Below are 15554 nucleotides of genomic sequence, written 5' to 3'. Positions count from 1 at the left end.
CTTCTATCTCCCCTTGGTTTAGTAGACGACTACGCTGCGGATACTTTCGCCGCTATGCATCAGCTCGAAGCCCTTGTTGATCTCGTCGAGCGTCAGGACGTGGGTGATCATCGGATCGATTTCGATTCGCCCGTTCATATACCAGTCGACGATCTTGGGCACGTCGGTCCGGCCCTTCGCCCCGCCGAACGCGGTCCCGCGCCAGTTGCGCCCGGTGACGAGCTGGAACGGGCGGGTCGAAATCTCCTTGCCGCTCTCGGCGACGCCGATGATGATGCTCGTGCCCCAGCCGCGATGGCACGCCTCGAGCGCCTGCCGCATCACCGTCGTGTTGCCGGTACAATCGAAGGTATAGTCGGCGCCGCCGTCGGTTAGCGCGACCAGATGCCCGACGACGTCGTCGTCGATCTCGTTCGGGTTGACGAAGTGGGTCATGCCGAAGCGGCGGCCCCAATCCTCCTTCGCCGGGTTGATGTCGACACCGACGATCTGCCCCGCACCCGCCAGCCGCGCGCCCTGGATGACATTGAGGCCGATGCCGCCGAGGCCGAAGACGATGACGGTGTCGCCCGGCGCGACCTTGGCGGTGTTGACCACCGCGCCGACCCCAGTCGTCACGCCGCATCCGATGTAGCATGCGGTCTTGAACGGCGCGTCGGTGCGGATCTTCGCCACCGCGATCTCGGGCAGGACAGTGAAGTTCGAGAAGGTCGAGCAGCCCATGTAATGGAAGACCGGCTGGCCTTTGTAGCTGAACCGGCTGGTCCCGTCGGGCATCAGCCCCTTGCCCTGCGTCGCGCGGATCGCGGTGCACAGGTTGGTCTTGCCGCTGAGGCACGACTTACACTGGCGGCATTCGGGGGTGTAGAGCGGGATGACGTGGTCGCCGACCGCGACCGATGTCACGCCGGGCCCGACCTCGCGGACGATGCCCGCGCCTTCGTGGCCGAGGACGCTCGGGAACAGCCCCTCCGAATCGAGGCCGTCGAGCGTGTAGGCGTCGGTGTGGCAGATGCCGGTCGCCATGATCTCGACGAGCACTTCGCCGGCGCGCGGTCCTTCAAGGTCGAGTTCGACGATTTCGAGCGGGGTTTTCGCCGCAAACGCTACCGCTGCCCGTGTCTTCATCGTTGTTTCCGATCTCGCTTGCGCCACCGCATAGGCAATACGGTGCGTCGCAGCAATCGCTGCTCGACAGGCCGCGACGATGCGGGTTGACTGGCGCGATGAACCAGCTCGCCGCACCCGTTGCCCCCGCTTTACCTGCTGACGCCGGACGTGCCGACCTCCGCTATCTCGGGCGGCTCCTTGGCGACGTCATCCGCGAACAGGAGGGCGCGGCGGTGTTCGATGCGATCGAGGGCATCCGCGCCGCCTCGGTCGTCACCCACCGCGACGGCGACGCGGCGGCGGCGGCCGACCTCGGCGCGCGCCTCGACCGGCTCGACCTTGGCGACACGCTGCGTTTCGTCCGCGGCTTCCTGCTGTTCTCGATCCTGAGCAACCTCGCAGAGGACCGACGGTCGTCACCCGAAACCGCGCCGGGGGCGACGCTGGCGGGGGCAATCGACACGTTGCGCGGGCAGGGCATCGACCGGGCGGCGGTCGCGGCGTTGCTCGATGGCGCGCTGATCGCGCCGGTCCTGACCGCGCACCCGACCGAGGTCCGCCGCAAGAGCGTGATCGACCGCGAACGTGCGATCAACAGCCTGATGGCAGCGTGCAGCGACGGCTTCTGCGACGCCGAGACCGAAGCCGAGCTGATCCGCCAGATCACCATCCTGTGGCAGACCCGCCCCTTACGCGCGGTTCGCCCGGTCGTCGGCGACGAGATCGCCTCGGTCCTGACGTACCTCGGAAACTTCATCACGGTGCTGCCGCGGCTGCAGGCGCGCTGGGAGGCGGCGACTGGCACGACGCTGCCGCCGTTCCTGCGCCCCGGCAGCTGGATCGGCGGTGACCGCGACGGCAACCCGAACGTCAATGCGGCGACGCTCGAGACCGCGCTGGCGAAGGCGGCCGAGGTCGTGATCGGCCATTATCTCGATGAGCTCGATGCGCTGGGGGCCGAGCTGTCGATGTCGGCGGCGAACGTCGTGGTCACGCCCGAACTCGCCGCGCTCGCCGATGCCAGCGGCGACACCTCGGCGAGCCGCGCCGACGAGCCGTACCGCCGTGCCTTGTCGGGGGTCTATGCACGCACCGCGGAGAGTTTTGCCGCACTCGCGGGACATGCGTCGCGCCGCCCGGGCATCGTCCCCGCCATCGCCTACCCGCGCGCCGCCGACCTGCTCGCCGACCTCGCGACAATCACCGGATCATTGACCGCGCACGGCGGCGAGGCGCTTGCCGCCGGGCGGCTCGACCGGCTGGTGCGCGCGGTCGGCATCTTCGGCTTTCACTTGGCGACGCTCGACCTGCGCCAGAACGCCGATGTCCATGCACGCGTCGTCGCCGAATTGCTCCGGGTCGCGGGCGTTCCCGGCGACTATGAGGCGATGGACGATGATGCCCGCGTTGCCGTCCTCGGTACCGAACTCGCCAGCCCGCGGATGCTGTTCAACCCGTTCGCCACCTACGGCGACGAGACGCTGAGCGAGCTTGCGGTCGCCCGCGCCGCCGCCGCCGCGCACGCCGCGTTCGGCCCCGACGTCATCCGCGCCTACATCGTGTCGAAGACGAGCGGCGTCGCCAACCTGCTCGAAGTCTATGTCCTGCTCAAGGAGGCCGGGCTCTACATCCCCGATGATCCGCCGCACTGCCCGATCATGGCGGTGCCGCTGTTCGAGACGATTCCCGACCTCGAAGCCGCGCCGCAGGTCATGGCCGACTATCTCGATCGCCCGAAGGCCGCCGCGCTTGCTGCTGCGCGCGGCTATCAGGAAGTGATGATCGGCTATTCGGACTCGAACAAGGACGGCGGCTATTTGACGTCGAACTGGTCGCTCCACGAAGGCGCGCTCGAGCTTGCCGAGGTCTTTGCCGCGCGCAATTTGCGGATGCAGCTGTTCCACGGCCGCGGCGGGGCGGTCGGTCGCGGCGGCGGTCCCGCCTTCGCCGCGATCCGCGCCCAGCCAGCGGGCACCGTCGCCGGGCGCATCCGCATTACCGAGCAGGGCGAGGTCATCGCGTCGAAATACGGGACTCCCGCCGCCGCCGAGGCGAGCCTCGAGACGATGACCGCCGCCACTGTCCTCGCCAGCCTCGAACCGCCGAAGCTGGCCCCCGCCGACTTCGCGCGCTTCCGTTCGGCGATGGCGTCGATCAGCGCCGCCGCGAACGCCGAATATCGCGACCTCGTCTACGGCACGCCGGGCTTCAACACCTTCTTCCGCGCCGCCACGCCGATCACCGAGATCGCCGAGCTCAACATCGGCTCGCGCCCGGCATCGCGGACCAAGTCCGACCGGATCGAGGACCTGCGCGCGATCCCGTGGGTGTTCAGCTGGGCGCAGGCGCGGATCATGCTGCCGGGATGGTACGGCGCGGGCCATGCGTTCGCCGGGTTCGCCGACCGCGGGTTGCTCGCCGAGATGGTCGCGGCATGGCCGTTCCTCGCCGCGACGCTGTCGAACCTCGAGATGGTGCTGGCGAAATCGAACATGGGGGTCGCCGGCCGCTACGCTGCGCTGGTCCCCGATGCGGCGCTGCGGGCGAAAGTATTCGGGCGGATCGAGGGTGGCTGGACCCAGACCCGCGACGCGCTGCTCGACCTGACCGGCGAGGCGTATCTGCTCGAACGCCAGCCCGCCCTCGCGCGGTCGGTCCGGCTGCGTCTGCCGTACATCGATCCGCTTAACGAATTGCAGATCGAGCTGATCCGGCGACGCCGCGCGGGTGAAGACGATCCGCGCATCGCCGAGGGGATCCACCTGACGATCAACGGCATTGCCGCCGGCTTGCGTAACAGCGGGTAGCGCCGTGATTGCCGTTAGCGCCGGGCTTCGGCGCTGCGGCCGGCCAGAGCAGCGTCGAGACGGCGACTCGCTTCGGCGGTCAAATCTATGTTGTTGGCGTAGAAATATGCGCTGTTGCGCTCCATGACGACCGCGCAGTGTTTCTCGCGGAACAAGGCTTCGACGATCGGGTCAAGCGTGGCGTCGATCGCCGCCTGGGCCGCGACGCGGGTCCGGGCAACCTGTTCGTCGTGGAGGCTCCTGGCGGTGGCAACGTCCTGCACCCGGATCTCAAGCTCGGTCAGGCGAATCTGATAGTCGGTCGCGGACAGCTTGGAGCGCTGTCCCGCCAGCGTCTGGTCTTCGAGTTTGAGCATTGCTTCCTGCCGAGCCAGCGAAGCGGCCGCCGTCTTCTGCAGCTCATCCAGCTGATGGATCGCCGAATTGCCGGCGCGCGAGGAGGCGATCGCGGTGCCCCGTGAAAACAGGCAAAACCCGGGAGGCACCGCGGCCGGTGTTTCGGCAACGGCTTTGCTGGCGACCGTTAAGGTCGCCAGCAAGGCCAGTTGGAGCGCGATCTTCATCGACAGTCGATGTCCGTGCTGCGGGGCGGTGCTAGAAGTGGATGCCGGCACCGACGTTGTAGCTGGGGCTGTAGCCGCGAGCGTCGACCGAGATCGCCGCCTTGACGACCGGGAGATGCGCCCCGTCGAACACCTTCGACACACCCATCGCGAAGGCGACTTCGCTACCCTGTCCGCCGATCGAGGCACCGATGAAGCCCGAACCGGGGTTGATCGACTGGGGTACCCCGGCGAGTGCGGCACTCTTCGCACCCGTTGCATCCATGCGGCGGCGGAGGTCATAGTTGAGCCCCGCGATCTTGAGGTCGGTGTAGCCTTCTGCCGACGCCAGCGTGGCGTTAGACGCCGCCTGGAGCTGGCCGACGTTGACCGCGTCTCCGGAAGCGACACCCGCCGCGACATTATGGATGGTCGTCGCGGCACCGCCCGAGTTGAGGGTCAGGCTGGCATGCGAGGCATCGTCGTAGCCGACGGTATTCGCCGTCACCACGAGCGCCCGGCTGACCGCGCTATCGAGTGCCGCGACCGCCCCGCCGACGGTGTTCACAGCGGCTCCCTGCACGGTGTAGGTCGGCGCGGTATAGGTGCCGGTCGCGGGGTTGAAGGCCGCGCCGCCACCGAGCGCTGCCGTGTCCCCGGCGACATGCGCGTTGGTCGAGTACAGCTGCGCGCTGTTGACCGCATCGGTCGAACCCGCCGCGAGCGTCCCTGCAGCGACGTTGTGCACCGCCACCGGCAGCGCAGCATTGCTGCCGACCAGCGTGACATCGTTAGTGACAACGCCCCCGTTGGAGACGGTCGGCGTCGCGGCGTTCGAATATTGGACTGGGCTGATCGTCGACCCAGCGATGTTGTTGCTGAGCGTCGTGATCGCTGCAGTGTTCGCGCCGACCTGCTGGTTGGTGGCGAACAGCTGGCTGCCGTTGACGGCGTCGGTCGACGTTGCCGCGAGCGTGGCGGGCGCAACGTTGCGGACCGTGGTTCCAGCTGCACCGCCGAGTGTCACGACATCTTTTGCCGGGGTGTCGTACAGGACGGCAGCGTTTGCCGTCGCAGCGGTGGCCCCGCTGACCGCAGCAAGCGCGTCGCCGACCGACGTATAGCTCGCACCGTTGATCACATAGGCCGGTCCGGTAAGGGCCCCGTTGGCGGGATTATAGAATGCGCCGCCGCCGAGGCTGGTGGCAAAGACGCTGCCCAGGGAGTTGGACACGCCGCGGAGCTGGGAGACGTTGACCGCGTCGGTATCGGCACTGCCCGCTGCCACCCCGGTAATCTGGCGATTGCCTAAAACCGCCGGAAGTCCGGTCACTGGATCGGTAAAGGGAAGCGACTGGGCGATGGCAATTTCGCCGACAGAGTCTTGTGACGGGGCGAGGCCGAATGCCGAGTAGCCCGCAGCAGCACCGCGAAGAGTCGCCGAAGCGCCACCAAGCGCGACACTGCCTCGCTGCGTTGCCTGTGCTCCTGTGCCAAGCGCGACCGAACCGGCGCCCGAAGCAATGGCACCTTGTCCGAGTGCCGTCGAAGCGTACGCGCTCGCGGTGGAACTTGTGCCCACCGCCACACTGAAGGGTCCATCGGCCGTAGCTGCATAGCCCGCCGCCGTGCTCTGCTGGCCGTCCGCGCTGGCAAGATTACCGAACGCCGACGCACGATCGCCCATCGTCGTGGTGTTGTTACCGACCGCCAGTGTATTGGCACCGCCGGTCACGATGTCCGAACCGAAGGCAAGCGAACCGTCACCGGTTACCTGGTTACGATTTCCGAAGGCGAGCGCGCCGACGCCGTTGACGACGTTGCTCGTGCCAATTGCGATCGAGCCATCGCCTGTCGCCTGGTTGGTCTGGCCGATCGCGACCGAGCCGACCCCGGTGGCAAGGTTCGTGTTGCCAAGCGCGACCGCACCCAAGCCGGTGGCCTGGTTGTCCTTGCCCAGCGCGACTGCACCGTCGCCGGTCGCAACGTTCGGATCGCCGATTGCAACCGCGCCGTCGCCCGCCGCAGTATTGAGAGACCCGATCGAAACCGATTTCCCGGCCATTGCGGTCGATCCATCGCCGATCGCCACCGCGCCCGCCGTCATCGCCTTGGCGTTGCGGCCGGCAGCGAGGGTGCCATCGGCATTGGCAACCGCGCTCGGCCCGATTGCGGTCGAGTCCGTTCCTAAGGCCTGCGAGTCGGCAGCAGCGGACGTCGCATGGAAATACCGGCTGGGGACCGTGGCGGACGCGCTATCGATCGCCGTCACCGCACCCTGAACGCTGGTGTAGGTATTACCGCGGAAGACGATGCCTGCGTTTATCTGATTGGTCAGGGGATTGTACGACGAACTGCCACCGAGCGCCGCCGCTGCGGTGCTGCCGAGGCCGAACAATTGCGCGCCGTTGACCGCATCGCTGCTGGTCGAACCGATCAGTCCTGCCTGCAGATTGGTGATCCGCTGCGGAGTGCCGCCGTGTGATGCGCTATACGCTCCCAGCCCGCTGTCGTAGAGCAGGGCATCGGTTTGCAGGGCACCGACGTTGGTGTTCAGCGCGTTGATGCTGGTCGTGTTGCCGGCGACCGCAGTATTTGTCGCGGCAAGCTGCCCGGCATTGACCGCGTCGTTCGGCGCGACTCCGTTCGTAACACCGGAAATGGTGCGTGTGCCGGCGGTACCAGCAACGCTGATGCTGGTGCCGCCGGTCGCAGCGCCGACGGTCAGCTGACCGACTCCCGGTGAGCCGCCAACCTGCTGTACCAGACCGGCTGTGCCATTGGTCAGGTTCGTGATGTTGCCGGTATTCGTGGTCACCTGGGCGTTGGTAGCGAACAGTTGTGCGCCGTTGACCGCATCGGTCGATACAGCGTTAAGCGCGCCCGGAGCGACGTTCGTTACCGTGACGGGACCGGGGGCGCCCCCGGCCAGTGTTACGCTGTTCAACCGCGCGCCGAGCCCGTTGACGTCGTATTGCACCGCGCCAGACGCAAGCGTGCTGACGCTCGCCAATTGGCCGACGCTCGCCGCGTCGGTCGGAGCAATGCCCGCGGCTATTCCGGTCAGCCGCCGAAGGCCGGCCGTGCCCGCAAAACTTACGGACGTTCCGTCGGTCGCCGCACCGACAGTAATCGGCGCACCCGCAACCGCCTGCTGGACGAGACCCGCAGTGCCGTTGTTCAGGTTGACGATCGCCGTCGTGTTGTTGGTCACATTGGTGTTCGTGGCGGCGAGCTGGCTTCCGTTGACCGCATCGGTCGACAGTGGGGTCAGGCTGCCCGCGGCGACGTTGGTCACCGTGACCGGCCCGGGGAGGCCTCCGGCCAGCGTCACGCTATTCGTGCGCACCCCGGCAAGCGTGTCGTAATTAACGCCGTTGGCAGTGGCCGCTCCGACCGCTGCGCTCACTTGGCCGACGTTCGCCGCGTCGGTGGCGGCGACGCCCGCGGTCACGCCACTCAGTGTTCGTGTGCCTGCGGTGCCCGAGAAGTTGACGCTGCTACCCGCGGTTCCCGCGCCGACGGTCAGGCCGCCGATACCCGGACTGCCGCCGACCTGTTGGAGCAGACCAGCGGTCCCGTTGTTCAGGTTGGTGATCGCCGTCGAGTTGTTCGTGACATTCGTGTTCGTGGCGGCGAGCTGGCTTCCGTTGACCGCATCAGTCGACAAGGGCGTCAGGCTGCCTGCGGCGACATTGGTCACCGTGACAGGGCCGGGCACGCCCCCGGCCAGAGTCACACTGTTGGTGCGAACGCCGGCGATCGTGTCGTAATCGACGCTGTTCGCGGTTGCCGTGGCGGTTGTGCTGGCGAGTGCTGCCAGCTGCCCAAAGTTGGCGGCATCGGTCGCAGCGACGCCGGCGCTAACACCGCTCAGCCGCCGCGTGCCGGCCGTGCCGGCAAAGCTGACCGATGTTCCGTCGGTGGCTGCGCCAACGGTGAGCGGAGCACCCGCCAACGCTTGCTGGACGAGGCCGGCGGTGCCGTTGTTGAGGTTGGTGATCGCCGTCGAGTTGTTGGTGACGTTGGTGTTCGTCGCGGCGAGCTGGCTCCCGTTGACCGCGTCGGTCGACAACGGCGTCAGGCTGCCTGCCGCGACATTCGTCACCGTCACCGGGCCGGGAAGGCCCCCGGCGAGCGTCACGCTATTCGTGCGGACGCCGGCAACGGTGTCGTAATCGACGCCGTTGGCGGTGGCCGCTCCGACCGCTGCGGTCACCTGGCCGACGTTGGCCGCGTCGGTGGCAGCGACGCCTGCAGTTACACCGCTCAAGGTTCGCGTGCCTGCGGTGCCGGCGAAGTTGACGTTGGTACCGGCAGTGCCAGCGCCGACGGTCAGGCCGCCGATGCCCGGGCTGCCGCCAACCTGCTGGAGCAGACCCGCGGTGCCGTTGTTCAGGTTGGTGATTGCCGTCGTGTTGGTCGTCACATTAGCATTGGTCGCCCCCAGTTGGGTGCCGTTGACCGCATCGGTCGACCCGGGCAGCAGGCTGCCAGCCGCCACATTGGTCACTGTCACGGGCCCGAGGGCGCCACCGGCAAGGGTGACGCTGTTAAGCCGGACGCCCGCGACATTGTCGTATTGCACGTCATTGGCGGTTGCCGCGGCAACCTGCCCGACATTCGCCGCGTCGGTCAGCGCGACGCCCGCGCTGATACCCGCCAGCCGCCGGGCGCCGGCTGTACCGGTGAAGTTGACGCTGGTCCCATCGGTCCCAGCACCGACAGTCAGCGGCGCGCCGGCGACTGCCTGCTGGACAAGGCCGACCGTGCCGCTCGTCAGGCCGTTGGCCAGATTGGTCACATCGGTGTTGAGGCCCGCGACCGCCGCTCCGGTGTTTGTCGCCAAGCCTGGTGCGCCAACGGCCCCGGTTGCACTGATATTCGCGACTGCATAGGCCGGAGCCGAAAGGGTGCCGGTCCCGGGCGTATAGGTCGCCCCTCCGCCCAGGCTTGCCGCCGCGGCGTTGCCGAGCTGGGTTGTCGCCGCCGTCTGGTTGGTCAGCGCGCCCTGGACCGTCGTCGCCGTCGTGCCCGCAGCGGTCGTGTAGGTCGGTGGCGTGTAGACGCCAGCTCCATTGAAGCTGCCGCCGACGGTTGCCGTCGGTCCCGCCAGCTGTCCGGCGTTGACTGCATCGGTCGGCGCGACTCCGGCGGTGACGCCGCTCAGAGTCCGCGTGCCTGCCGTTCCGGTGAAATTGACACTGGTGCCGTTGGTTGCTGCCCCGACGGTCAGCGGCGCTCCGGCGACGGCCTGCTGGACGAGACCGGCGGTGCCGGTGTTCAGGGCGTTGGCCAGGTTGGTGACGTCGGTGCTGAGCCCGGCGACCGCTGCGCCGGTGTTGGTCGCCACCCCCGGCGCGCCAACGGCGCCGGTCGCGCCGACATTGGCCACGGTATAGCTTGGCGCCGACAGCGTGCCCGTTCCGGGCGTATAGGGCACCGGCCCCGACATTGGCTGCAGCCGCATTGCCCAATTGGGTCATCGCGGCGGTCTGGTTGGTCAGCGCGCCCTGCACCGTCGTCGCCGTCGTGCCCGCGGCGGTGGCGTAGGTCGGCGCCGTATAGGTGCCGGCGGCGTTGAAGCTGCCGCCGAGCGTCGTCGCCAGATTGTTCGCCGTACCAGTAAGCTGGGCGACGTTGACCGCATCGGTCGGCGCCGAACCGCCCGACACCCCAGTAACGCGGCGGCCGCCGACTTCGACCTGGCTGGCCGGTGCGACTGTCGCTACGTTGAACGCGGCCCCGGTCGGAGCGGCAATGATCGTCGAGCCAGCGCCCAGGGCGACCGAGTTGGCGACGGTCGTCGTGGCACCTGCACCCACCGCAACCGATCCGGTCGCGCTGCCCAGAGCATTTCTGCCTATGGCCACGGTGCTGGCATTTGTGACGCCAAGGCCAGCACCTGTACCGATCGCGACGTTGTCGTTACCGCTGACGTTGGTGCCGGCAGCGTTCACAACGCCGTCGGTCGTCCCGATGGCAACGTTGCGAGTACCGGTGACGCCTGTGCCAGCACCGTTGTTGACCCCGGCACCGGAGCCGATGCCGATATTTTGCGCCCCCGTGACGTTCGTCCCGGCTGCATAGCCTAATGAAATAGCACCGGTCGCGCCTGCTCCGGAGCCGAGGCCGGCGACCTGTCCGATGGCGATCTGCTGATTAGCATTCGCCGCAGCGGCCGAGCCCAGAGCGATCGTACCGACGCCCGCGGCCTGTGAGCCCGAGCCGATCGCCGTGGCCAGCGCGGCCTGTGCCGACGCCCCTGTGCCGAGCGCGATCGCATTCGGCGACGCTCCGACGATGTTGGCACCTGTACCGAGAGCAATCGAGTTGGTCGCGAGAGCGGCCGTCGACGCGGTATTGCCAAGTGCTATCGAGCCGATCTCGCCGGCATTGGCCGACAGTCCGTCGGCGCCAAGGCCGTCGATGCTGTTGCCGCCGATGGTAATCCCCTTCGGCGTCGCAATCGAGAAGCCGCCAGCCTGCTGGCTGCACTGCGTCCCTGCAAGCGTGCCGCCGCCAACGAGCGGAACACCCAAAGTGATTGCAGCGCCCGCCGTCACGCCAGTCGTTGCGGTGCTGATGATATTGGGGATCAAGCCATTCAAGGTCGGCCCGATGAGGGCAATGCCGGTGAGCGGGGCATAGATGCCGGTGACAAGAGGAGTCAGTATCTGATCCAGTTGTGACGGCTGCAGGCTAGCGCCAAGGCAGGCATTCACGAGCGGCAATGCTGCCCTTGTCGGCTGCGCTACCAATATAGATGTTGCTACACAAGACAGACTAAATAGAAATCTTGCGTTTTTTTTCCGCGAGCGAGTCAACTTGACAACTGATAAACGCGATATGATCATTGCAAGTCCTTAGGGTTAATCTTACGCAACGCAACATCTACATTTTTGTCGCCGGACGCTTTCCAAGCTCGAGTAGCCTAAAACAGGAATCGTCAACCGACTACGAACAATTTTGCAATTAAGAACGATTGACTCGTCGTGCGATGAATTTGAACGACGGACGCCAGCTAGCTAAAGCAAAAAAGCCATTTGATTCTTATAACTTAGGAAGGACGCAAAATTGCCGATACTATCCTTAAGTCAGATCGCAGAAAACCAGAGTCGTGGCATGTCCATTAATACTTCGAGATTGGAGGAACTAGCCAAACCACAAAAGGTAGCCGAGACTATTGTTTAGAGTGAAAGTCCACGCAATCGTTTGCGCACAGGTCATCTAGCATAACAAAGTACACTGATCACGAGTCGAGTCGTGTCAGGTCGTTGCAGAGTTGCCGGATGCGCAATTTGACCTGACCATAAGTAGAGGACGTGCCTGTCAGGGTGTTATTGGAGATGGCGTGCAGCAGACGCGATTAAGCGGATAATGAGTTGAAACTGCTACATATCCCCAATATGTGTCGGCGATTTTCTGGTCGAGAAAAACTAGATTGGACCATAAACAACAGTTACCACGATTTGTGTAACTTTTAAGAGTCTATTATCAGATATTCGATAGAGGCACCGCAGTAGTCGTATGGAGAGGTGTAATGGCTTTGCGTAAGTTAGTGAGCGTTCAGATTGCCTTTATCGCCGCCATGATCGGCATGGCGAATTTGCCGACCGCAAGCATGGCCGCAACGGCCACTACGACCATGGCTGTATCATCCGTTACGGTCGCCGCATGCATCGTCGCCGCAACGCCGCTGGTGTTCGGTACAATCAATTTGATTGGAGCTTCACCGAACGATAATACCTCATTAGTAACGGTGACTTGTACACCTGGCACCGCTTACAATGTTGGCTTGGATAACGGTGCCAATTTTGGAACAACGAGGCGGATGAAGTCGGCAACGGCTGCTGTGTATGTCCCGTATAACTTGTATTCTGATACGCTGCGGGCAACGCCGTGGGGCAATACCGTCGGAACCAACACGGTAAGCGGGACAGCAGCGGTAACTCCGACCGTGTTGACGGTCTATGGGCGGGTGCCCGGCGGGACGACGCCGGTACCCACCGACACATATCTCGACTTGGTAACGGTTACTATAACCTATTGATTGAAGTAAAAGTGTATCGTCGAGTTTATCTGTTAGCGATAGTCACCCTCTCGGTGTCGAAATTCACTGGAGAGGCAAATGCGCAATCGCTGCAGGTATCCCCTGTGACAGTGGCGATGTTGCCGGACAAACGTAGCGCGGCACTTGAGATCACGAATACATCGGCATTGCCGGTGGATATTCAGGTTCGGCCCTACGATTGGCAGCAGGTCGATGGCCGAGACGAGTTGATCGATAGCGCGACATTACGGGTCAGCCCATCGATCGTCGAGATTGCTGCCAACACGACCCAAACGATCCGAGTCCTGGCTCCGACCGGTCTGCGGACGAGCGAGAGTTGCTGGCGTCTTATCGTCGATCAGCTGCCGCAGCCTTCGGCGGGCAGCGGCCTTCAGATCAGGTTGCGAATGTCCGTGCCGGTGTTTGCATATTCAACAAAAGTTGCCGCCGGCGACATTCGCTGGCGAATAATCGGCGGTAAGCTCGAGGGAACGAATTATGGCCGTCGTCATGCGCGGCTCGATGAGCTTTCTGTGAAAGAGCCTAATGGCGCGGCTGTACCGCTTTCGCTCGACGGAAGGCCGTACCTATTGCCCGGAACGTCTCGGCGGTGGGATCTTGCGATTGCTCCGGTGCCGGGACTGACTGTCGTTGGTCGTGACGGCGTTGCCGCTTTCTCTGCGCAGATTGCGCTTGAATCGGTGCGCTAGGCTTGCTGCATTTGGCTTGCTGCACCTCGGCGTGGCCGGCGGGGCTGGGGCCGTCTCGATGCCGCAAGTGTTTCTTCTTGTCATTAACGGCGTCGAGCAGCGTGAGGATGCCACCGTCATCCGGCTTGCTGACAACCGCATTGCCATGAAACGCCATGAACTGGCCGGCCTCGGTGTTCCGGTTCCCGATGGACCGGACGACGATGTGCCGCTCGATTCGTTGCCCGGTCTGTCGGTGGCGGTCGATGTACCGCATCAGACCCTGCGGCTTGATTTCGCGAATCACGACAAGACACGCAACCGTATTGCATTGGCTCCGGCTGCGACGAACCTGCCGATGACGCCGAGCAGCGCGGGCGTGCTGCTCAACTACGATCTGGAACTCGATCAAGACCGTGGCGGACTTGCTGCTCAAGGCTTGTTCGAGGGACGCGTCTTCTCGCAGTTCGGCACGCTTTCGACGAGTGCGCTGGTCAACAGCCGCCCGATTCTCGGGCAGGGGCCGGTTATCAGGCTCGACACGACCTACACCGTGACCGACATCGCCCGGCTCCGGCGCTACAACGTAGGCGACCTGATCTCTGGCGGACTGCAGAGCAGTCGTTCGGTACGCCTCGCGGGCTTCCAGGTAACCACCGACTTCTCGGTTCGGCCGGACCTCGTTACCTATCCCGTGCCTCAGTTGAGCGGCAGCGCCGCGGTGCCCTCGACGGTCGACATCCTGATCAACAGCAGCAAAGTCGGTGAAGGGCGGGTTGCGGCAGGCGACTTTGCCATATCGGGCGCGCCGGTCATCAACGGCAACGGAACCGTCGATGTTGTCCTTCGCGACGCCTTAGGCCGAGAATCGCGGACGACCTTCAACGTCTACGGCGTCAGGACCTTGCTCGCTCCGGGCCTCAAGAGCTGCACGCTCGATGCGGGTGCCGTACGCCGGAACTACGCAGTCGAAAGCAACGACTATCGCTTTCTGGCGGGCACCGCGACCTGCCGGGCCGGAGTAAGCGACCGGCTGACCGTCGAAGGACACGCGGAGGCCGCCAGCGACCTTGCTCTGGGAGGGGGGGGTGCGCTGTTCGGCTTGGGCCGATTCGGAGTGGTCTCACTCAACGCTTCGGTAAGCAGCGCAGCGACCGGATCTGGTGCCATGTCGGGCGGGCAGCTTGCTATTGGCTACGAACTGATTGCCCGACCGATCAGCTTCAACCTTTCGGCAATCCAGGCGACCGCCGGCTACCGCGACATCGCGGCACGCGCCGGTGATCCGCCAGTCCGGTCGACCATCAACGCACTCATCGGCATCGAGTTGGGGCGTTTCGGGAGCCTGAGCTTTGGCGTCAATCGGGGCGATACGTCGGCCCCCTTCGGTCCCAAGGCGCTGGCGTTCGAGCAACGATCGCAAGCGATATCAACGCGCTTCGATCGCGCGACGCTCCTTACCGCGACTTACATCGCCAATGTCGGCCACGGCATCAACGTATTCGCCAATGGCCTGCGTGATCTAGACCGCCGCGGTTCGACGCTCGCTGTCCTTGGTGTCAGCATGGTCCTTGGTAAGCGGACGAGCGCTTCGGGGTCGATAACGAGCCAGGCCAATAGCACGGACGCCAGCGTGCAACTTTACGATCCAGTGACCGAGCCCGGCGATTTTGGCTACAGACTGCAGGCAGATACGGGCGCTGCAGCCAGTATCTCCGCCCAGGCACAGTACCAAGGGAGCTGGGGCGAAGTTAACGCGGGCCTCGAAAGTGTTCGGGATCAGGTCGCCGGCCGGGCCGGAATCCGTGGCTCGATCGTGTTTGCCGACGGCGGGGTGCTCGTCGGGAACACCCTCGACAATAGTTTTGCCATCGTCGACAGCGGTCTGCCCGACGTTGCGGTAACCCGCGACAGACGTCCGGCCGGCCGGACCAATGCCCAAGGCCGCCTGCTCGTGCCGGACCTTCGCGCATACGAAAGCAATCAAATCGCGATCGACCCGCTCAGCCTCGCCGATGACGCGCTGCCCGCAGCCTATGCCATCAGCGTCAGGCCGGCCGACCGAATCGGTGTGATCGCTCGGTTCGACGCGCATCACGTTCGCGCGGCGCGCGTCCGCCTGGTGGACGCGCTTGGCGTGCCGGTGGCGCCGGGAAGCCGCGCCACGCTGAATGCAAGCGGCCTATCGGTACCAATCGGCTACGATGGAGAGGCGTATCTCACCGGTCTCGCCGATGACAACCGCGTTACTGTCGCATTTTTCGACGGAAAATCGTGCACAGCGGTTTTCACCTCGGGGCAGTCGCCTCCGACCATCGTTGGACCATTGGTATGTCGGTAACTCCAATCTATG

General features: G+C 65.0%; 8 protein-coding genes. 5 read left to right on the top strand and 3 right to left on the bottom strand.

The window, feature by feature from the left end; translation table 11 throughout:
• Positions 1-18: 18 nt before the first annotated feature.
• Positions 19-1128, bottom strand: coding sequence for an S-(hydroxymethyl)glutathione dehydrogenase/class III alcohol dehydrogenase (locus KTC28_RS01530; RefSeq protein ID WP_216710160.1), 1110 nt, complete (start codon positions 1126-1128; stop codon positions 19-21).
• Between the two features lie 98 nt (positions 1129-1226).
• Here KTC28_RS01530 and ppc point away from each other — a divergent pair, with 98 nt between their 5' ends.
• Positions 1227-3917: a phosphoenolpyruvate carboxylase gene (ppc, locus tag KTC28_RS01525; RefSeq protein WP_216710159.1), complete on the top strand. Its 2691-nt coding sequence runs from the start codon at positions 1227-1229 to the stop codon at positions 3915-3917.
• A 14-nt stretch (positions 3918-3931) separates the two neighbouring features.
• On the opposite strand, the gene KTC28_RS01520 is transcribed toward ppc, so the two are convergent.
• Positions 3932-4480, bottom strand: a complete 549-nt coding sequence (locus KTC28_RS01520; RefSeq protein WP_216710158.1) for an OmpH family outer membrane protein — start codon at positions 4478-4480, stop codon at positions 3932-3934.
• 31 nt (positions 4481-4511) lie between these two features.
• Positions 4512-9929: a beta strand repeat-containing protein gene (locus KTC28_RS01515; RefSeq protein WP_216710157.1), complete on the bottom strand. Its 5418-nt coding sequence runs from the start codon at positions 9927-9929 to the stop codon at positions 4512-4514.
• 98 nt (positions 9930-10027) lie between these two features.
• Between KTC28_RS01515 and KTC28_RS01510 the strand changes: the two genes are divergently transcribed.
• From KTC28_RS01510 to KTC28_RS01495, 4 genes are all read left to right on the top strand, one after another.
• Positions 10028-10549, top strand: a complete 522-nt coding sequence (locus KTC28_RS01510; protein ID WP_216710156.1) for a hypothetical protein — start codon at positions 10028-10030, stop codon at positions 10547-10549.
• A 1453-nt stretch (positions 10550-12002) separates the two neighbouring features.
• Entirely contained in the window at positions 12003-12512 is a 510-nt protein-coding gene (locus KTC28_RS01505) for a Csu type fimbrial protein (RefSeq protein ID WP_216710155.1), read from the top strand.
• Positions 12509-13222 carry a fimbrial biogenesis chaperone gene (locus tag KTC28_RS01500; RefSeq protein WP_216710154.1) on the top strand — a complete coding sequence of 238 codons (714 nt, stop codon included), beginning with the start codon at positions 12509-12511 and terminating at the stop codon, positions 13220-13222. The genes KTC28_RS01505 and KTC28_RS01500 overlap by 4 nt, the downstream gene beginning before the upstream one ends.
• A gap of 58 nt (positions 13223-13280) precedes the next feature.
• Complete coding sequence (locus KTC28_RS01495) at positions 13281-15542, top strand: fimbria/pilus outer membrane usher protein (protein WP_216710153.1); 2262 nt, start codon at positions 13281-13283, stop codon at positions 15540-15542.
• Positions 15543-15554 lie beyond the last annotated feature (12 nt).

It is taken from the genome of Polymorphobacter megasporae, assembly GCF_018982885.2.
In the GTDB taxonomy this organism is placed as follows: Bacteria; Pseudomonadota; Alphaproteobacteria; order Sphingomonadales; family Sphingomonadaceae; genus Polymorphobacter_B; species Polymorphobacter_B megasporae.
Note: the sequence above shows the minus strand (reverse complement) of the source record. Positions and strands in the feature narration are given on the sequence as shown.

What these genes read in the sequence shown, in the direction of transcription:
- KTC28_RS01530 (WP_216710160.1), bottom strand. Translation starts at nt 1,128, where the DNA reads ATGAAGACACGGGCAGCGGTAGCGTTTGCGGCGAAAACCCCGCTCGAA.
- ppc (WP_216710159.1), top strand. Translation starts at nt 1,227, where the DNA reads ATGAACCAGCTCGCCGCACCCGTTGCCCCCGCTTTACCTGCTGACGCC.
- KTC28_RS01520 (WP_216710158.1), bottom strand. Translation starts at nt 4,480, where the DNA reads ATGAAGATCGCGCTCCAACTGGCCTTGCTGGCGACCTTAACGGTCGCC.
- KTC28_RS01515 (WP_216710157.1), bottom strand. Translation starts at nt 9,929, where the DNA reads ATGCGGCTGCAGCCAATGTCGGGGCCGGTGCCCTATACGCCCGGAACG.
- KTC28_RS01505 (WP_216710155.1), top strand. Translation starts at nt 12,003, where the DNA reads ATGGCTTTGCGTAAGTTAGTGAGCGTTCAGATTGCCTTTATCGCCGCC.
- KTC28_RS01495 (WP_216710153.1), top strand. Translation starts at nt 13,281, where the DNA reads ATGCCGCAAGTGTTTCTTCTTGTCATTAACGGCGTCGAGCAGCGTGAG.